Source organism: Nonomuraea sp. NPDC048882 (genome assembly GCF_040649755.1).
Classification (GTDB): Bacteria; Actinomycetota; Actinomycetes; order Streptosporangiales; family Streptosporangiaceae; genus Nonomuraea; species Nonomuraea maheshkhaliensis.
In genome coordinates this window covers 205416-223715 of sequence record NZ_JBEZGB010000013.1, presented here as the reverse complement: position 1 = coordinate 223715, position 18300 = coordinate 205416, and the positions used below count along the sequence as shown (strand labels likewise).

The following is an 18300-nucleotide window of genomic DNA, read 5'->3' as shown; positions in this document are numbered from 1 at the left end:
TCAAGGCCTCTGCCTGCGGCGACGGCCTGGCCAAGAGGTCTATGCCAATTGGCTTTCCGGCCGCCTCGTCGTTAATGATGACTGGGCCTTGGAAGAGTGGAGGAGTCACCGCCGTGTCCGTTTCCGTGGAAGTAACCGCACCCACCACCAATAGTGAATTGCGGGCGTGGGTGAGCGAGATCGCAGCCCTGACCCAGCCCGACCGCATCGAGTGGTGCGACGGGTCTGAGGAGGAGTGGACGCGTCTGACCAACCTCCTCGTCGAGCAGGGAACGCTCACGCGCCTGGCCGCCAGGCCCAACAGCTTCTACGCCAAGTCCGACCCCACCGACGTGGCGCGGGTGGAGGACCGTACCTTCATCTGCTCCGAGCGGGAGGAGGACGCCGGGCCCACGAACAACTGGATCGCCCCCGGCGAGATGCGGCAGACGTTCGGCGCGCTGTTCAAGGGCTGCATGCGCGGCAGGACCATGTACGTCGTGCCCTTCTGCATGGGCCCGCTGGGCGGCGAGATCTCGCAGCTCGGCGTCGAGATCACCGACTCCGCGTACGTCGCCGTCTCCATGCGGGTCATGACCCGCATGGGCGACAGGGCGCTGCGGCTGATCGAGGAGCGCGGCGACTTCGTCAGGGCGGTGCACTCCGTCGGGGCGCCGCTCGAACCCGGCCAGGACGACGTGCCCTGGCCGTGCAGCAGCACGAAGTACATCAGCCACTTCCCCGAGACCCGCGAGATCTGGTCCTACGGCTCCGGCTACGGCGGCAACGCCCTGCTCGGCAAGAAGTGCTACGCCCTGCGCATCGCCAGCGTCATGGCCCGCGACGAGGGCTGGCTGGCCGAGCACATGCTCATCCTCAAGCTCACGCCGCCTTCCGGCGAGACCCGCTACATCGCCGCCGCCTTCCCGAGCGCGTGCGGCAAGACCAACCTCGCCATGCTCCAGCCCACGATCCCCGGCTGGAAGGTCGAGACGATCGGCGACGACATCGCCTGGATGCGCTTCGGCGACGACGGCCGGCTCTACGCGATCAATCCCGAGGCCGGCTTCTTCGGCGTCGCCCCCGGCACCGGCGAGGTGACGAACGCCAACGCGATCAAGACGCTCTGGGGCAACAGCATCTTCACCAACGTCGCCCTCACCGACGACGGCGACGTGTGGTGGGAGGGCCTCACGGAGCGGCCTCCCGCGCACCTGACCGACTGGAAGGGCCGCTCGTGGACGCCTGACAGCGACGAGCCCGCCGCTCATCCGAACGCCCGCTTCACCACCCCGGCCGGGCAGTGCCCGACCATCGCACCCGAGTGGCAGGACCCCAAGGGCGTGCCCATCTCGGCGATTCTGTTCGGCGGCCGCCGCGCCACCGCCGTACCTCTGGTGACAGAGTCGCTGAGCTGGGAGCACGGCGTCTTTCTCGGAGCCAACGTCGCCTCCGAGAAGACCGCCGCCGCCGAGGGCAAGGTCGGCGAGCTGCGTCACGACCCGTTCGCCATGCTGCCGTTCTGCGGCTACAACATGGGCGACTACTTCGGCCACTGGATCAACATCGGCCGGCGCGAGGGCGCGCGGCTGCCGCGCATCTACTACGTCAACTGGTTCCGCAAGAACGCCGACGGCAAGTTCATCTGGCCGGGCTTCGGCGAGAACAGCCGGGTGCTCAAGTGGGTCGTCGAGCGGCTGAACGGCGAGGCCAAGGCCGTGCCCACCGCGATCGGCCTGCTGCCCGGCGACCTCGACACCGAGGGCCTGGACCTGCCCGAGGACGACCTGCGCACGCTGCTGAGCGTCGACCGCGAGGTGTGGCGCGAGGAGGCCGCGCTGATCCCGGCCCACTTCGAGACCTTCGGCAGCCACCTGCCGAAGGAGCTGTGGGACGAGTACAACGCGCTGCTCGACCGCCTCGGCTGACGCGATCTCCCTTGTGTGGTACGGCGGATGCCGTCTAACTTGACGCACTGTCGTACCGCGAGGGAGGGGCGCCCGTGGACTCGATCCTGCTCGTCGCCGCCATCGGCGTGTTCCTCGTGGTCAGCCGGGCCGGGCAGCGGGTCGAACGCGAGCGCCGCCGCGTCGGCGAGCGCGAGCCGAGCGGCGCCGGCCACCGGCTGAACCACTACGAGCTGGCCTACCTGGCAGGCGGGCCGAGACGGGCCATCAACACGGCGCTGGCCGTCCTCGCGACGGCCGGCGCCGTCCGCGTGTCCAGGGGCTCGCAGGTCACGCCGGTGCACGGCGCGCGCCCCTCGCCCGACCCGCTCGAACAGGCCGTGCTGGACACACTGGAGGCCAGGCCGGGCGGCTGCCGCGCCGGTGAGCTGCGCCGCGAGCTGGAGCGGCACCCCGCCCTCACGGCGCTGGCCGGCGGGCTGGAGGCACGCGGCCTGATCGTGCCCCAGCAGGCGTACGGCACGGCGTGGCGGCTCAGGGACCGGCTCAAGTGGATCACCCTCGGAGCCGCCGGCTACCTGGTGCTGCTGATCGTGCTGGACAACCTCGACCTGGCGGGGGAGGAGACGGCGTTCGCCGGAGCGCTGTTCATCGCGGCGGTCGCCCTGGTCACGGGCCTGGTGGCACTCGCCAAGCAGGACCGGCGGCTGCACAGCGTCACCACCAGGGAGGGCCGCGCCGTCCTGGTCGCGGCCCGCGGCCACCATCCCAGAGGCGTGCGCGATCCGGCCTCGCTGGCCCTGGCGGTGGGTGTCCCCGTCGCCCTGTACGGGCTCCAGGACGCCGGTGACCAGGCGCTCTGCGACGAGCTGTCGGCAGGGGACCCCGGAGGCGACTGCGCCGGCTCCTGCGGCACCCATGCGGGCGGCGACGGCACCACGTACGGCACCGACTCCTACGGCGGCGGCGACTTCGGCGGCTCAGGCGGTGACTCGGGAGGCGGGTCGAGCTGCGGGTCCAGTTGCGGGTCGAGCTGTGGTGGCGGCAGCGGATGACCCAGGACCGGCAAGTATCCCATGATCGGCAAATGCGGAAAAGTACCGGCAGATAGCGAAACGAGCAGAAGTCCGGCCGTCGCGTCCGCGGTGGCTAGCGTGCTTCGTAGGCGTACCATCCGGTACGCACTCCCAGCTCGGCCTACGAGGGGAGGCCGCACATGGACTTGTTTCTGCTGATCGTTTCGGTGGGCCTGGGCGCTTACGCCGTCAGTACCACCACGAACATCCGGCGCGCACGGGCCGACATCCTGGCCACAGCCGGATCCGGGCGTCTGCGTCTCGGCCATTACGACCTGGCGTACCTGGTGGGCGGCCCGCAGCGGGTGGCCGACACCGCCATCGCGCTGCTGGCCGGCTCCGGCGACCTGCGCATGTCACGCGGCGGCAGGGTGCACAAGGTGACGAAGGGGACCATCACCCGCGAGCCGGTGGAGGCGGCCGTGCTCGGCGCGGTGGCCGTCCGCTCGGGCCTGCCCGTGATGTCGCTGCGGATCGAGGTCACCAGGAGCTTCGCGGTGCAGGCGATCAAGCAGCGCCTCACGGACGAGGGCCTGCTGTTCGAGGACGGCTCGTTCGCCCGGGTGCGCAGGCTCTGCTTCCGGCTGCGGATGACGTCGGTGGCGGCCTACGCCGGCGCCGGGCTGGAAGCGCTGACGGTGCTCGTGGACCCGGCCTTCCTCGCCGTCCTGGCCCTGCTCGTCTTCGCGGGTACGGGGATCGCCGCCGAGGTCGTGCTGGCCGGTCACCGGCGCCGCCTGCGCGACGGGCTGACCGCGTCGGGCCACGAGGCGATCGAGCGGGCCAGGCGCGAGAACGCCGAGGGCGTCGCCGAAGGCCCCGTGCCGATCGCGCTCTACGGGCCCCGTTCCGTCCAGGACCCGGCCCTGCGGACGGAATTGCGCAAGCGTGAGCCCCGTCGCGAACGCCGGCCCAGGGCCGCCGCCTCCTACGCCGGCAACGGCACGCTGGTCTCCTACAGCCACACATCGGGCTACGGCAGCGGAGCGTCCGGCTGCGGCGGGGGCGGCGGGGGCGGCGGCTGCGGTGGCGGAGGTTGCGGAGGAGGATGCTGACATGACCGGGCTGGGCGTGGGCATCGGCTGGCGGTCCGAGCTGGACCTGACCATCGAACGGATGGACGGCGTCGACTTCCTCGAGGTGGTCGCCGAGAACGTCAAGCCCGCGCGGTTACCCGAGTCGCTGCGCGTGCTGCGGGCCAGGGGCCTGACGGTCGTCCCGCACGGGGTGTCGCTCGGGATCGGGGGCGCCGAACCGCCGTCCCCGGCCCGCCTGGCCCACCTGGCCGCCTGCGCCCAGGCCCTGGACGCGCCCCTGGTGAGCGAGCACCTGGCGTTCGTCAGGGGCGGCGGCATCGAGGCCGGGCACCTGCTGCCCGTGCCGCGCACCCGCGCGTCGCTGCGGGTCGTCACGGAGAACGTGCGCCGCGCCCAGGACGCGCTGCCCGTCCCGCTGGCGCTGGAGAACGTCGCCGCCATCTTCGGCTGGCCCGAGGACGAGCTGACCGAGGCGGAGTTCCTGGCCGAGCTGGTGGAACGCACGGGGGTGGGGCTGCTGATCGATGTGGCCAACCTCTACACCAACCAGGTCAACCTGGGCCTCCCGGCCGTGGCGGCGCTCGACGCGCTGCCGCTCGACCACCTGGCGTACGTGCACGTCGCCGGCGGGTACGAGCACGGCGGCATCTGGCACGACACGCACACCACGACCGCGCCGCAGGCCGTGCTGGACCTGCTCACCGAGCTGTGCGCCCGCGTCACCCCGCCGGGCGTGCTGCTGGAGTGGGACGACGAGTACCCGAGCGACGCGGTGCTGGCGGGCGAGCTGTCCAGGATCAGGGCCGCGATGGCCCAGGCAGGAGAGCGCCGGTGAGCCGGGAACCGTCCGGCAGGGCGTCCGGCGCCGCGCCGGACGCCACGCAAGACCGGGTGGGTGCCGCGCACGAGGACGAGGTGGCTCGGCTGGCCGAGGCGCAGGCTCGGGTCGTGGCGGCGTTGGTCGCAGGGGCGGAGGTGCCGGACGGGTTCGATCCCGGCCGGATGCGTTCCCAGGCGGCGAGCCTGATCGCCAAGCGGCGCGGCATCGTGGCCAGGATCCGCCCCGACACGGCCGTCGCGGCGGGCCAGGACCTGGACGCCGAGTTCGCCGCGTACGCGCGGGCCCGCACGGCGCCGCCGCCCGACTACCGCACCGACGCCGACGACTTCGCCGCCTGGCTGCGCGAACGCGGCAGGATGCCCCCAACGCAACCCGCCGAGCCGCCCGAGCCGCCCGCGCGGCGGCGCTGGTGGTCCAGGATCCGCGGCCTAAGCTGATCGTAGCAAGCGCTTGGGAGGCGGCATGCGGATCGTCAACATGGGCCGATGGCCCCTGACCGAGGCGGACGAGCACCGGCACGAGCCCGGCGGCGAGCCGCTGTGGAACGAGTCCTGGTACTACGACTTCGTCTCCGAGGACGGCGAGGTGGCCGGATACATCCGGCTCGGCCTCTATCCCCACTGGAAGCGCGCCTGGTACTGGGCCTGCCTCGTGACCCCCGGCGGCCTCGTCACCCGTATCGACCACGAGGCCCCGCTGCCCGCCGGCGACCTCACGGTGACGGGCCAGGACTACACGGCCACCCACACCACGACCCACCCCTTCGGACCGGCCAGGATCGGCCTGACCTCGGACGACCTGACGTTCGACCTGGAGTGGCGCCCGGCGGCGGGCGTCTACGGCTACGCCATCACCCCCCGCTACGAGATCCCCTGCCAGGTCACCGGCACCATCGGCGGCGTCCCCTTCCACGGTCACGGCGAGCGCGACCACAGCTGGGGCGTGCGCGACTGGTGGTCACTGTCGTGGTTGTGGAGCAGCGCCCGCCTGGACGACGGCACCTACCTGCACGGCATGCGGGCCAACCTGGGCCAGGAGCTGCCCTGGCCGGCCTTCCTGGCCCGTGACGGCGGCCTGGAGCACGTCGAGGGCTTCTCGGCGGCGACCACGTTCGACGGTGACCGGCCCGTCGAGACGGTGCTGGCCTTCCCCGGGAACGCCACGACCGTGCGCCCGATCGCCTTCGCCCCCGTGACGCTGACCTCCCCCGAGGGCGAGGTGGCCGAGTTCCCCCGGGCGATGTGCGCGTACGAGACCGAGGACGGGCGTACCGGCTACGGCTGGACGGAGTGGCACCAGCCGCCCGGCTGGCGCGAGCACGCATGGAAGCCCCAGTAAAACGCCGGTTTAGCGGCCTTTCGGGCGGATACGGAGAAGGCGTGGGAGGACTACGCTGTGTTGACGGCTCGTTCCTGAGCGTCACGCCCGTCGCGTGCACCGACAGCGTCGGCACGCCGTACGAGATCACCCTGGAGCTCCACCGCGACGGCACCCCGTACGGGAGCGTGGGCGAGCGCTGCGGCTGGCTGCTGAGCCGGTTGGCGCGCGGCGTCGACGAGGCCCGCAGGGGCGGCGGGGCGGCCAGGCGGTGGTCCGACCCCGACGACCGTTTCCCCGGTGAGGAGCCCGACAGCGAGCTGTTCTCCTTCCGCTACCGCACGAGGGCCGGCCTGGTGGGCGGCGGAGAGCTGCGCTGCCAGCTGCGGACCATCCCCATGTGGCAGCCGGGCCCCGGCGCGTGGCGGCTGACCAGGAGGGCGTTCGTGGAGGCGTGGGGCACCACGGGCGTGGGCATGCGGGCCGTGCTGACCTCGTCGGAGCTGTCGGCGTTCGTGGGCGAGCTGGTGAATGAGGCGGAAGGGTGTCTGGAAGGTAGAGATATTGCGAGGAATCCGGTAGAAGGAGCAGGCACGGACGATTCGCGGTGATAATTGCCTGTTGAGGCAAGCGCCCCAAGGGCACAGCACCGCTGGGAGGCACTCCGTGGGCCTGCGCGATCTGGTCTACCGGCTGTACGAACGCCGGCTGGAGGCCAAGCTGTCGAAGGACAGCGTCCCCCGGCATGTCGGGGTCATCATCGACGGCAACCGCCGCTGGGCGCGCGCCATGGGCATGCGCGACGTGGCGTCGGGCCACCGCAAGGGCGCCGACAAGATCTCCGAGCTGCTCGGCTGGTGCCGGGAGAGCGGCGTCGAGGTCGTCACGGTCTGGATGTTGTCCAACGACAACCTCAACCGGCCGCGCGAAGAGCTGGAGCCCCTGCTGCGCATCATCGAGGACGTGACGCAGGAGCTCGTGGCGGAAGGCTGGCGCATCAGCCCCGTCGGTGCGCTCGATCTGCTCCCGGACCGCACGGCTAATGTCCTAAAAAATGCAAAAGAAGCGTCATCACACCGTCCAGGCCTGATTGTGAACGTTGCAGTTGGGTATGGAGGAAGACGTGAGATTGCCGATGCGGTGCGCTCACTGCTCCAGGAGCACGCGAGCAAGGGAGCGAGCATCGAGGACCTCGTCGAGGTACTCGATGTCGAGCACATCGCGGAGCATCTCTACACTCGCGGCCAGCCCGATCCGGATCTCCTCATCCGGACTTCGGGCGAGCAACGTCTGTCCGGCTTCATGCTCTGGCAGAGCGCTCACTCTGAGTTCTACTTCCACGAGGCTTACTGGCCGGACTTCCGCAGGGTCGACTTCCTGCGGGCGTTGCGTGATTACGCTGCGAGGCACCGGCGTTACGGTTCCTGACGCGACATTCGGGTATCCAGGACGTAACGTTGGAAGTGTCCGATCACAGGTCGGACATTTCGGAGAGGTCCCGCCTTTGCACCAACATCTGCCGAGGGGGGCCGGACTCCGGCACCGGCGGCAGTTCGCGGTCGGGGACGCGGGTCCGGTCCGATTCCCACCTCGTCTGCAGGGTGCCCGCACCAAGGGGCACCCGGGGGAGAACGTGTGGCAGTGTCCTCGAGCAACCCTACTCTCCAGTCGGCCAAGCGCACGTACGTACTCGACACCTCGGTTCTGCTAGCCGACCCGGCGGCGATGACCAGGTTCGCCGAGCACGACGTGGTCCTTCCGATCGTGGTCATCACGGAGCTGGAAGGCAAGCGGCACCATCCTGAGCTCGGCTACTTCGCGCGGAAGGCTCTGCGCTACCTCGACGAGCTGAGGGTCCAGTACGGCAGGCTGGACGAGGCCATGCCGACCGGGGACGGCACCATCAGGGTAGAGCTCAATCACAGCGATCCGTCCATCCTGCCCGCGGGCTTCCGCCTGGGCGACAACGACACCCGCATCCTCACGGTGGCCCGCTCGCTGGCCAGCGAGGGCTGCGATGTCGTCCTGGTGTCGAAAGACCTGCCGATGCGCGTCAAGGCGGCCTCGATCGGCCTGTCGGCCGAGGAATACCGCGCCGAGCTGGTCAGTGAGTCCGGCTGGACGGGGATGGCCGAGGTCCAGGTGACCACCGACGACGTGGAGACGCTCTTCGACCAGGGCACCGCCGACCTGGAAGAGGCCAGGGAGCTGCCCACCCACACCGGCCTGCGGCTGCTGTCGGCCAAGGGCTCGGCGCTCGGGCGGGTGCAGCCCGACAAGTCCGTCCGGCTCGTCCGCGGCGACCGCGAGGTCTTCGGCCTGCACGGCCGCTCCGCCGAGCAGCGCATCGCGCTCGACCTGCTGATGGACCCGGAGATCGGCATCGTCTCGCTCGGCGGGCGGGCCGGCACCGGCAAGTCGGCGCTGGCGCTCTGCGCGGGCCTGGAGGCGGTCCTGGAACGCCGCCAGCACCGCAAGGTGATCGTGTTCCGGCCCCTCTACGCCGTCGGCGGCCAGGAGCTCGGCTACCTGCCCGGCAGCGAGGGCGAGAAGATGGGCCCGTGGGCCCAGGCCGTCTACGACACGCTCGGCGCGATCACCTCGCCCGAGGTGATCGAGGAGGTACTCGATCGGGGCATGCTGGAGGTGCTCCCGCTCACGCACATCCGGGGCCGGTCGCTGCACGACGCGTTCGTGATCGTGGACGAGGCCCAGTCGCTGGAGCGCGGGGTGCTCCTGACCGTGCTGAGCCGGATCGGCGCCAACTCGCGGGTCGTGCTCACCCACGACGTGGCCCAGCGCGACAACCTGCGGGTCGGCCGGCACGACGGCGTGGTCGCGGTGGTGGAGAAGCTCAAGGGCCATCCGCTGTTCGCCCACGTCACCCTGACCAGGTCCGAGCGCTCGCCCATCGCCGCGCTGGTGACCGAGATGCTGGAAGACATCACGATGTAACTACTTCAGCTCGCCGCAGGTGAACCGCCCCTCCGACATGGGGGGGCGGTTCTTGTTCTCCCGGACGATCCGCACCATCTCGAACGCCGCGTCCTGCTGCGCGGTGCAGACGATCTGCGCCTTGCCGAGCTGCGACAGCGTGCCCTCGCCGCTGATGTAGACGGTCAGCGTCGAGGTGCGGGGGAGCTGGATCTCGTCGCGCTGGGGCGGATCGACCGAGTCCTTGGCCCGCAGGTACGTGAATCCGCGCAGCGCGGTGTCCCGGTTCTCCATCGGCCGCGAGGAGGCGGCGAAGAGGGCCCCGAGCAGGCTGGCCACGGTGTCGTCGTCCACGTCCGCCGGCTCCTTGGCCAGCTCGCCGTCCCTGATGAGGAAGAACGTCTTGGACGGGGGCGGGATCTTGGTCGTGGGGGCGTCGCCCCTGTCCTGCACGTCGGTGGGTGTGATGCCGCAGCCCGCGGCGGGGATCAGGCAGGCCAGCAGCGCCGCGGCCACGAGGGCTCGGACGGGCCGCGTGCGGGCTCGGATGGGGTTCATGTGTGGGGGAGCCAGACCGTGAAGAGGGTTCCTGGGTTCTGGGCGCGCACGGAGATCGTGCCTCCGTGCAGCAGTACGTTGGCCCTGGCGATGGCCAGGCCGAGGCCGCTGCCCTGGCTGCGGGCCCGGCCCGCGCCGGCCTTGAAGAAGCGGTCGAAGACGTGGGCCAGCGCCTCGCGCGGGATGCCCTTGCCGTGGTCGCGCACCTTCACCTCCAGGCCGTTCTCCGTGGCGCGGGCGCTGACCGTCACCGGCGGCTCGCCGTGCTTGAGCGCGTTGCCGACGAGGTTGGCCACGATGACGTCGAACCTGCTCGGGTCGAGGTTGGCGGTCAGCCCCTGGGAGGCGTTTACCTCGACCTTCTCGCGCCAGCCGCGCACGTCCAGGCAGTCCTCGATGCTGTCGGCCACGTTCACCGGTTCGAGGTTGAGGGTGGCGGTGCCGGCGTCGAAGCGGCTGATCTCGATGAGGTGCTCGACCAGCTCGCGCAGCCGCTCGATCTCCCTGAGCACCAGCCGGACCGCCTCGGCGGGCGCCTCGGGCAGGTGGTCGGCCTCGTCGGAGAGCATGTCGGCCACGGCCGTCATGGCGGTCAGCGGCGTACGCAGCTCGTGGGAGACGTCGGCGACGAACCTGCGTGACATGGCCTCCAGCGAGCGCAGCTCCGACACGCTCAGCTCCAGCGCCGCCGCCGCGTCGTTGAACCTGGCGGTCAGGCCGGCCAGCTCGTCCTGGCCGTGCACGGGCAGCCGGGTGTCCAGCTTGCCCTGGCCGAGCGCCTCGGCCGCCGCGCTGAGCCTCCGTACCGGCAGCAGCACCTGCCTGGCCGACAGCAGGGCCACGGCCAGGGCGATCAGCACGATGACCGCGCCCGTCTGGGCCAGCGTGGTGCGCAGGGTGGCGAGCTGGCGCTCGTCGTCCGCCAGGGGGAAGAAGACGAACGCCCGCAGCCCGGTCGCCTCGGGCACGCCGCCGCTGTCGCGGTAGACCTCTGCGCCGACGATCAGATACAGCTCGTTCCTGATGATCTTGCGTTGGGTGACCAGGCTCTGCTTGGCCCGCCCGTGCAGCTCGTTGGGCACGTCGCTCATCGACATGGGGCCGTCGGCGGCGATGAGGCTGCGATATTCGACCAGCACGCTGCGGCCCGGCCCGCGCAGCGCGTGGGCGACGCTGTCGAGCTCCTTCGACGTCGGCGCGACCTCTCCTGGCCGCAGCTTGCCGATCGGGAAGGAGATGCTGCTGAGCTCCCTGTTCACCAGGTCGAGCGAGGTGGTCTCGGCCCTGGTGACGAGCGCCTCCTTGGCCAGCTCGTAGCCGATCGTGGCGACCAGGAACGAGGCGGCGACGGCGACGAGCGTGAACGTGATGACGAGGCGGGCGCGCAGCCCCGTGGGCAGCGGGATCACGGGGGGCTGAACCGGTAGCCGAACCCGCGCACGGTGTGGATGAAGACGGGCGCGGCCGGCCTGGGCTCGATCTTGGCGCGGATGCGCTGCACGCAGGCGTCCACCAGGCGCGAATCGGCGATGTGCGTGTGGTCCCAGACCACACGCAGCAGGTAGCGGCGGTTGAGCACCTGGCCGGGATGGCGGACGAGCTCCAGCAGCAGCCGCAGCTCGGTCGGCGTCAGGTGGATCTCCTTGCCGGCCAGGGTGACCTTGAGCGCGCCCCGGTCGATCACGAGGTCGCCGAAGGTGATGCGGTCGGAGGAGGCGGACTCGGCGCGGCGCAGCACGGCGCGGATGCGGGCGTCCAGGACCCGGGGCTCGACCGGCTTGACCACGTAGTCGTCGGCGCCGGCCTCCAGGCCCACCACGACGTCGAGGTCGTCGCCCCTGGCCGTGAGCAGGATGACCGGGAGCTGGTCGAGCTTGCGTACGCGGCGGCAGACCTCGACCCCGTCGATGCCGGGCAGCATGACGTCGAGGATCGCGATCTCGGGGCGGCGGGACCTGATGTGGTCGAGCGCCTCCTCGCCCGTCGCGTACGACGTGACGGAGTGCCCCTGCCTGGTCAGCGCCAGCTCTAGAGCCGTACGGACCGAGGGGTCGTCTTCTACAAGGAGGATGCCAGCCACGCGCACATTATTATTCCATGTCTGGATTATCCGAGTTGTGTCACCAAACTGTGACATGGCGTGGATCAGACCCCAAAGTAGTCAAGGCACGCTGTAACCGGCTTCCCTTCTGCTACGGGCGCCTGAGGGGGAGCCGCGCTTATGTGGTGAAAGTCACATTTTTCGGGATTTGTGGAGCTAACCAGCCGGTTGGTGAAATTTTCGCCAAGCGATTCCCGCGTTTCGGTTGCGGACCACCCCCCACCACACGGCAAGCTCATGCATCGTGAGCCCCGGTCCGCAGTTGAGTGAGCGCCGCCCCCCGAAGGAAGACCTTCCCCCGGCGCGCCGGCGTTCGCGTGCGACGCCCAAGCGCATCATCATCGGTGTCCTGTCGGTGGCCATCGTCCTCGGCGGCGGCGGATTCGTCGCCTACCACGCCGTCCAGAACGCCAAGAACCCGCCGCAGCAGCCCGTCTTCTCCATGGAGGACCTGGGCAAGATCGCCAGCGGCGACCTCTACGCGCCCGACCCCAAGAGCGACCTGCTCAAGGCCGAGGCCGAACAGGCCTACCGCGCCGACAAGCTGAAGAAGGACCGCGCGGGCGGGGGCGGCTCGGGCAAGGACCTCGACTGGGTGATCCCCAAGCAGGCGCCGGCCGGCGACGGCTTCCCGCCGGCGAACTTCCCGCCGGGCAGCGACCCGTCGCCGGGCAGCAACAAGGCCACCGCGAAGTCGATGCTGGCGAGCTTCGGGTTCGGCGCCGATCAGTGGGGCTGCCTGGAGCGGCTCTGGCACAAGGAGAGCGGCTGGAACGAGCGGGCCATGAACCGCTACTCCGGCGCGTACGGCATCCCGCAGTCCCTGCCGGGCAGCAAGATGGCCAGCGCGGGCTCCGACTGGCAGACCAACGCCGCCACCCAGATCAAGTGGGGCCTCGGCTACATCAAGGGCCGCTACGGCACCCCCTGCGGCGCGTGGGGCCACTCCCAGTCCGTGGGCTGGTACTAGAGCACCAGAGCACGCCCGGCCCGCTCCTGAGTCCACGGATCTGCAGGAGCGGGTCAACTTTGCATCTCTAATCGGCAAGCCGCCACGCCCGATCCTGTATACGGGCGCACGCTGGCCGCATGGGTGTGAAGGTCAGTGTGATCGTCAATGTCCACAATCCGGGTGACACCGCCGACGCGTGCATCCGCTCCATGCTGGAGCAGACGCTGCCCGCGGACGAATACGAAGTGATCGTCGTGGACGACGGGTCCACGGACGGCATCGCCGAGCGCCTGGACACCATCGCCGCGGTCCGCGACCACGTACGCGTGCTGCACCTGCCGTACACGGGATCGCCGTCGCGCGGCCGCAACGTCGGCGCGGCGGCGGCCACCGGCGAGTACGTCTACTTCCTCGACCCCGGCGACCGCCTGGAACGCGACGCGCTCGCGCACATGTACGAGCGCGCCGTCGAGACGGACGCCGACGTGCTCGTCGGCCGGCTCATCCGCGACTACGGGCCGCCGATGACGGCCTTCGAGCGCAGCACGGCCCGCGCCGACATCCTGCGCGACCGGCTGCTCACGCTGCTCCTCCCGCAGCAGCTCTACCGCCGCGCCTTCCTGGAGGAGCACGAGCTGGGCTTCTCCGTGCCCGGCGGCCGGCTCGGCGAGCAGGCGTTCGTGCTGCGCGCCTACCTCCACGCCAAGGTCATCGCCGTCCTGGCCGAGCACGTGTGCTGCCACCTCGGGGAGCGCCCGCCCGCCGAGGAGGAGCCCCGCGCGATCGTGAGAGAGCTGAGCGCGCTGCTCGACGACATCGACGCCTTCGTCGGCGAGGGCCGCCAGCGCGACCGCATGTACGCCTACTGGCTCCGCTTCGCCGTCCTGCGCCCGCTGGTGACCAGCAAGTTCGCCGACTCGTCCGTGGACAGGGGCATGCACTTCCGCGTCGTGCAGGACCTCATGGTCCGGCGTTTCCCCGAGCGGCTCGACCGCCACCTCCCGGTCCAGCTGCGCGTGGTGGCCGCGTACGCCCGCGCAGGACGCCTCGACCAGATCGTGCTCATGGCGAACGCGACCAGACGGGCCGGCCTGCGCGCCGACCTCACCGAGGTGCGCTGGGACGCCCACGTGCTCGTGCTCGGCCTGACCGTGGAGGTCATGGCCGGCGACGGCGCGCCCGACAGGTACCGCGTGGACGGCGACCGCCTGCACTGGATCCCGCCGCGCGCCCTGGACACCAAGAAGCTGCCGCAGGACGTCACCGACATCACCGACGCAGTCGAACGGGCCCGCGTCGAGCTCTACGTACGCCACACCGAGACCGGCATCGTGCACTTCCTGCCGCTGGAGCAGCACGTCGAACGCGTCCAGGACGGCCGCCGCCGGGTCCGCGTCCGGATCAAGGGCGAGACCAGGCTGGACATCACCAGCGCCGCGCTGGGCGAGCCGCTGCGGCCCGGCCAGTGGGAGGTGCATGTACGGATGTTCAGCGGGGCCAACCAGGCCAGGAGCCGCGTCAGCCGCCCCGAGGGCCCGCTCAATTGCCTGGGCGTGCTGGCCCAGCGGCCCAGGATGCGGCTGGTGGTGCCGTGCTGGAGCGACAACGGAGAGCTGGGCCTGGCCATCGAGCCGCGCTCGTTCTCCGAGTCGATCGCGCTCGTGTCGCCGGGGGTGATGGTCAAGCAACTCGACAAGCACCTCTACGTCGTGCTGCCGGTGCCGTACGTGCCGCCGAGCGGCGGCCCCGCACTGGAGCTGGTGCTGCGCGGCACCGGCAGGCGGAGGCGCGAGGTGAGCGCCCCCGCGCTGGTCGAGGCCGGGGTGCCGGGCAGGATCGCGGGCCAGCTCGTGGCCAAGGTGCCGGTCAAACGGATCATGCCCGGCGTCGAGCACCTCGGCCCCGGCGGCTGGCTGTCCTCGTTGCGCTCGTCCGAGGGCGAGTTCGGGCTGCGGTTCGCGCTGGAGATGCGCAGGGGCAGGGTCGGCGTGCGCCCGGCCGCCGCCGTCGACCCCGAGCGCCGCTCGCCCATGGGCCGGGACACCGCGCTGCACCGGCTCGGCCGGCGGCTGCCCGGCGCGCGCCACCTCGTCCGGTGGGCACGCGCAGGGCGCCACCGCTACCTCACGGACTGACCGGTGCTCTTCACCGCCGGGTCCAGGCCTCCAGCTCCTCGAAGGCGCTTCTGAAGGCGGGCAACATCGGGGTGAGCCGGTCGGGGTAGAGGTCGACCAGGCTGTCCAGATGGTTGCCGCCCTCGACGCGGTGATACCGGAAGGGCCGGTGCGGGCCGACCATCTTCGCGTACACGTCCGAGTCACGCGAGATCGGCAGCAGCGTGTCCAGCGTGCCGTGGATGGTGATCAGCGGCTTGGTGATCCGGCCGGTCAGCCCGATCTTCGCCATGGCCGCGTACGGCCTGCGCCGGTCGTAGTCGTAGTCGGCCGCCGCGCCCTGGTAGGACGGGTCCAGCTCCTTCTGGTAGAGCTGCTGGGTGAGCTCCCAGTAGTACTGCTGGTGGAACGGCCACAGGAACTCAGAGCCCGCCGCGAACCCGGCCGCCCGCACCCCGGCCTCGTCCGGATACGCCTTCAGCGCGGGCGGCAGGAAGTTCAGCAGGTTGTCGCCCTTGACCCGCCAGAGCGTGCCCTCCCAGTCCACGCCGCCGTCGTAGAGGTGGCCCCGGTTCTCCAGCTGCCAGCGCACCAGGTAGCCGCCGTTGGAGATGCCCGCGGCGTACGTACGGGCGGGCTTCCTGCCGTAGTGCTGCCTGACCACGGCCTTGGCGGCCACGGTGAGCTCGGTGACGCGCTCGTTCCACTCGGCGATGGCGTCGCCGGGGCGGCGGCCGTCCTCGTGGAAGTCCACGCCGACGTTGCCCTTGTCGGTGGTGGCGAAGGCGTATCCCTTGGCCAGCACCCAGTCGGAGATCGTGTAGTCGTTGGCGTACTGCTCCCTGTTGCCAGGAGTGCCGCCGACGACCAGGCCGCCGTTCCACCGGCGCGGCAGCCTGATGACGAACTGGGAGTCGTGGTTCCAGCCGTGCGTGGTGTTGCCGTGGGAGGTGTCGGGGAAGTAGCCGTCGATCTGGACCCCGGGCACGCCGGTGGGGTTGACCGTGGCGGCCGAGTGCAGGCCCGCCCAGTCGGCCGGGTCGGTGTGGCCGGTCTTGCCGGTGCCCGCCGTGGTCAGGTCGTCCAGGACGGCGATCTCGGCGTGTTCGGCGCCCGGCACGGTGAGCTGGTGGTGGTGGTGGCCGGGCGGCGTCAGTAAGCTCGCCACGAGCGTGAGCGCGACCAGCATCTACGCCTCCCTCAGGTGCTCGGTCAGCAGCCGTACGAAGTCCTCAGGACGCTCCAGGTGCGGGCTGTGGCCGCAGTCGTCGAGCACCGCCTCCCGGTAGGGCCCGTACCGCTCCAGCGCCGCCCGCGTCTGCCCCACCATGGGCTGGGCCGGCGTGCCGGGGGAGCCGGGCACGACGCCGAGCGCGCCGAGGTGGGCCAGGTCGAACAGCGACGTGTCCGAGACGATCACGTCGTCGGCGCCCCTGATCCACAGGACGGGCGGCTTCGGCTCGATCTCGTGCAGGTCGTCCAGGCGGAAGCGGGTGGGGCCGAGGGCGTTCAGCACGCCGCCCTTGCCGGGGGCCACGCCCGGCCAGGCGTCGGAGGTGGCGGCGTCGCCGGGGTAGTGGGACTCGCCCACCCGGGTGGTGAGTATGGCGCGTACGTAGAAGTCCTCGTCGGGGACCGCGTTCTTCACGTACGCGGAGCGGAAGACGTTTCTCGGCGACGTGGGGGACTCGTCCGACAGGTCGCCCGCCTTGAGCCGGGCCACGAAGTCGGGGTTGGCCGCCCCGGCGCCCGCGCCCGCGCCGTCAGGATGCGTCAGCCGGCCGCTGAGGTCCTCCGTGCCGCCGAAACCGTAGGGGGAGACGGGGTTGACCAGGGTGACGCTCCTGACGAGCCGAGGGCGGTCGCGCAGGGCCTGGAGGACGATGCCTCCGCCCATGCTCCAGCCCACCAGGTGCACCCGGTCGAGATCGAGCGCGCCGAGCAGTTCGAGCACGTCGTCGGAGTAGTCGCGCAGCCCGCGGGTGGCGTCCACCGGCGCGGGGTCGGTGTCGCCGAAGCCGCGCAGGTCCACCGCGAGCGGCCGGTAGCCCTCGGGCAGCGCGGCCATGGTGTCGCGCCAGAAGGCGCCGGAGGAGACGTTGCCGTGCACGAACAGCACGGGCTCGCCGGTGGTCCTGCCCTCGACGGTCAGGACGTTCTGGGTGAGCCTCGACGTGGTGATCTTCATCGCGCGTTGATCCTTTCCGCCAGGTCGCTGCCCCGCGTCTCGCGGGCGGCGTAGACGGCGGCCAGGGTGAGCAGCGCCGCCAGACCAAGGTAGATCGAGATGGGGACACTGCTCCCGTAGGCCTGCAGCAGCGCCACCGCGATGATCGGGGCCAGCGCGCCCGCCACGATCGCCGACAGCTGCGCGCCGATGGAGACGCCGGTGTAGCGGGTCCTGGTGCCGAACAGCTCGGAGAAGAAGGCTGCCTGCGGGCCGTACATCATGCCGTGGAAGAGCAGGCCGACGGTGACGGCCAGGGTGATGGCGAGGAAGCTGCCCGTGTCCACGAGCGGGAAGAACGCGAAGATCCACACGCCGATGCCGGCGGCGCCCGACAGGTAGATCGGGCGGCGGCCGAACCGGTCGGACAGCGCGCCCCACATCGGGATCGTGACGAAGTGGATGGCCGAGGAGATCAGCACCGCGTTCAGCACGGTCGAGTTGTCGATGCCGGTCTGCTTGGCGTAGGTGATGACGAAGACGGTCAGCAGGTAGAAGGAGATGTTCTCGGCCAGGCGCGCGCCGATCGCGATGACCACGTCCTTGGAGTGGTGCTTGAGCACCCCGACGATCGGGGCCCGCTCCTCGGGCGGCGCCTGCTGGAACACCGGCGACTCGGTGATCGTCAGCCGGATCCACAGCCCGATCAGCACCAGCACGCCCGACAGCAGGAACGGCACCCGCCAGCCCCACGACAGGAACGCCTCGTCCGACTGCCAGGCGGCCAGCGCCGCCAGCACGCCGGTGGCCAGCAGGTTCCCGCCGGGAGCGCCCGCCTGCGGCCAGGAGGCCCAGAAGCCGCGCCGCGCCGTGTCGCCGTGCTCGGAGACGATCAGCACCGCGCCGCCCCACTCGCCGCCGAGCGCGAAGCCCTGCACGAGCCGCAGCGCCGTCAGCACCAGCGCCGCGGACGGCCCCAGCGTCTCGTACGTCGGCAGGCAGCCGATCAGGAACGTCGCCGCACCCATCGTCAGCAGGCTGACGACCAGCAGCGTCTTGCGGCCGATCCGGTCGCCGAAGTGGCCGAAGACCAGGCCGCCCAGGGGCCGGGCGACGAAGCCGACCGCGTAGGTGAGGAATGCCAGCAGCGTGCCGGTCAACGGGTCGGACTCGGGGAAGAAGAGCTTGTTGAACACGAGGGCGGCTGCCGAGCCGTACAGGAAGAAGTCGTACCACTCGATGGTGGTGCCGATCAGGCTCGCGGCGACGATCTTCTTGATGGAAGTGGCCATGCCGGTCACCGTAGGTTGTGACCGG

At 70.9% G+C, this 18300-nt stretch carries 17 protein-coding genes; 11 read left to right on the top strand and 6 right to left on the bottom strand.

Annotated elements, in window-relative coordinates; all coding sequences use genetic code 11:
• Positions 1-77: 77 nt before the first annotated feature.
• The 9 genes from AB0C27_RS38750 (at position 78) to AB0C27_RS38710 (ending at position 9112) form a co-directional block, all read left to right on the top strand.
• The gene (locus AB0C27_RS38750; RefSeq protein ID WP_357855536.1) at positions 78-1907 is read left to right on the top strand and encodes a phosphoenolpyruvate carboxykinase (GTP); all 1830 of its coding nucleotides are present in this window, start codon (positions 78-80) and stop codon (positions 1905-1907) included.
• Positions 1908-1981: 74 nt separating this feature from the next.
• The gene (locus AB0C27_RS38745) at positions 1982-2941 is read left to right on the top strand and encodes a TIGR04222 domain-containing membrane protein (protein ID WP_357855028.1); all 960 of its coding nucleotides are present in this window, start codon (positions 1982-1984) and stop codon (positions 2939-2941) included.
• A 161-nt stretch (positions 2942-3102) separates the two neighbouring features.
• Positions 3103-4017: a TIGR04222 domain-containing membrane protein gene (locus AB0C27_RS38740; protein ID WP_357855025.1), complete on the top strand. Its 915-nt coding sequence runs from the start codon at positions 3103-3105 to the stop codon at positions 4015-4017.
• Between the two features lies 1 nt (position 4018).
• Positions 4019-4834, top strand: coding sequence for a DUF692 domain-containing protein (locus AB0C27_RS38735; protein ID WP_357855022.1), 816 nt, complete (start codon positions 4019-4021; stop codon positions 4832-4834).
• On the top strand, positions 4831-5277 hold the full coding sequence (locus tag AB0C27_RS38730; RefSeq protein WP_357855020.1) for a hypothetical protein: 447 nt from the start codon (positions 4831-4833) through the stop codon (positions 5275-5277). The genes AB0C27_RS38735 and AB0C27_RS38730 overlap by 4 nt, the downstream gene beginning before the upstream one ends.
• Positions 5278-5302: 25 nt before the next feature.
• Complete coding sequence (locus tag AB0C27_RS38725) at positions 5303-6178, top strand: hypothetical protein (RefSeq protein ID WP_357855017.1); 876 nt, start codon at positions 5303-5305, stop codon at positions 6176-6178.
• A gap of 41 nt (positions 6179-6219) precedes the next feature.
• On the top strand, positions 6220-6768 hold the full coding sequence (locus AB0C27_RS38720) for a hypothetical protein (protein WP_357855014.1): 549 nt from the start codon (positions 6220-6222) through the stop codon (positions 6766-6768).
• A 55-nt stretch (positions 6769-6823) separates the two neighbouring features.
• Positions 6824-7585, top strand: a complete 762-nt coding sequence (locus AB0C27_RS38715) for an isoprenyl transferase (RefSeq protein WP_106240621.1) — start codon at positions 6824-6826, stop codon at positions 7583-7585.
• Between the two features lie 207 nt (positions 7586-7792).
• On the top strand, positions 7793-9112 hold the full coding sequence (locus AB0C27_RS38710) for a PhoH family protein (protein WP_357855011.1): 1320 nt from the start codon (positions 7793-7795) through the stop codon (positions 9110-9112).
• On the opposite strand, the gene AB0C27_RS38705 is transcribed toward AB0C27_RS38710, so the two are convergent.
• From AB0C27_RS38705 to AB0C27_RS38695, 3 genes are read right to left on the bottom strand one after another with little or no spacing between them, the layout of a single operon-like run.
• A complete protein-coding gene (locus tag AB0C27_RS38705) occupies positions 9113-9649 on the bottom strand; it encodes a hypothetical protein (protein ID WP_357855008.1) in 537 nt (178 codons plus the stop codon). It abuts the gene before it with no gap.
• Complete coding sequence (locus AB0C27_RS38700) at positions 9646-11058, bottom strand: HAMP domain-containing sensor histidine kinase (protein ID WP_357855005.1); 1413 nt, start codon at positions 11056-11058, stop codon at positions 9646-9648. Before AB0C27_RS38700 ends, AB0C27_RS38705 begins: the two co-directional genes overlap by 4 nt.
• Positions 11055-11729 (bottom strand): response regulator transcription factor, encoded by a 675-nt coding sequence (locus AB0C27_RS38695; RefSeq protein ID WP_346115069.1) that lies wholly within the window; start codon positions 11727-11729, stop codon positions 11055-11057. The genes AB0C27_RS38700 and AB0C27_RS38695 overlap by 4 nt, the downstream gene beginning before the upstream one ends.
• A 283-nt stretch (positions 11730-12012) precedes the next feature.
• Here AB0C27_RS38695 and AB0C27_RS38690 point away from each other — a divergent pair, with 283 nt between their 5' ends.
• Together AB0C27_RS38690 and AB0C27_RS38685 are read left to right on the top strand one after the other, a co-directional pair.
• Complete coding sequence (locus AB0C27_RS38690; RefSeq protein WP_357855001.1) at positions 12013-12720, top strand: lytic transglycosylase domain-containing protein; 708 nt, start codon at positions 12013-12015, stop codon at positions 12718-12720.
• Positions 12721-12839: 119 nt separating this feature from the next.
• The gene (locus AB0C27_RS38685; RefSeq protein ID WP_357854998.1) at positions 12840-14837 is read left to right on the top strand and encodes a glycosyltransferase family 2 protein; all 1998 of its coding nucleotides are present in this window, start codon (positions 12840-12842) and stop codon (positions 14835-14837) included.
• A gap of 10 nt (positions 14838-14847) precedes the next feature.
• Here AB0C27_RS38685 and AB0C27_RS38680 read toward each other — a convergent pair whose 3' ends face one another.
• The 3 genes from AB0C27_RS38680 to AB0C27_RS38670 are packed head-to-tail and all read right to left on the bottom strand — an operon-like array spanning position 14848 to position 18275.
• Entirely contained in the window at positions 14848-16005 is a 1158-nt protein-coding gene (locus tag AB0C27_RS38680) for a tannase/feruloyl esterase family alpha/beta hydrolase (protein ID WP_357854995.1), read from the bottom strand.
• On the bottom strand, positions 16006-17004 hold the full coding sequence (locus AB0C27_RS38675; protein WP_357854992.1) for an alpha/beta hydrolase: 999 nt from the start codon (positions 17002-17004) through the stop codon (positions 16006-16008). It abuts the gene before it with no gap.
• On the bottom strand, positions 17001-18275 hold the full coding sequence (locus tag AB0C27_RS38670; protein WP_357854989.1) for an MFS transporter: 1275 nt from the start codon (positions 18273-18275) through the stop codon (positions 17001-17003). The genes AB0C27_RS38675 and AB0C27_RS38670 overlap by 4 nt, the downstream gene beginning before the upstream one ends.
• Between the last annotated feature and the right edge of the window lie 25 nt (positions 18276-18300).

Coding starts and splice junctions, on each gene's coding strand:
- AB0C27_RS38750 (WP_357855536.1), top strand. CDS start 78: ATGACTGGGCCTTGGAAGAGTGGAGGAGTCACCGCCGTGTCCGTTTCC.
- AB0C27_RS38725 (WP_357855017.1), top strand. CDS start 5,303: ATGCGGATCGTCAACATGGGCCGATGGCCCCTGACCGAGGCGGACGAG.
- AB0C27_RS38740 (WP_357855025.1), top strand. CDS start 3,103: ATGGACTTGTTTCTGCTGATCGTTTCGGTGGGCCTGGGCGCTTACGCC.
- AB0C27_RS38675 (WP_357854992.1), bottom strand. CDS start 17,004: ATGAAGATCACCACGTCGAGGCTCACCCAGAACGTCCTGACCGTCGAG.
- AB0C27_RS38735 (WP_357855022.1), top strand. CDS start 4,019: ATGACCGGGCTGGGCGTGGGCATCGGCTGGCGGTCCGAGCTGGACCTG.
- AB0C27_RS38670 (WP_357854989.1), bottom strand. CDS start 18,275: ATGGCCACTTCCATCAAGAAGATCGTCGCCGCGAGCCTGATCGGCACC.
- AB0C27_RS38705 (WP_357855008.1), bottom strand. CDS start 9,649: ATGAACCCCATCCGAGCCCGCACGCGGCCCGTCCGAGCCCTCGTGGCC.
- AB0C27_RS38685 (WP_357854998.1), top strand. CDS start 12,840: ATGGGTGTGAAGGTCAGTGTGATCGTCAATGTCCACAATCCGGGTGAC.
- AB0C27_RS38680 (WP_357854995.1), bottom strand. CDS start 16,005: ATGCTGGTCGCGCTCACGCTCGTGGCGAGCTTACTGACGCCGCCCGGC.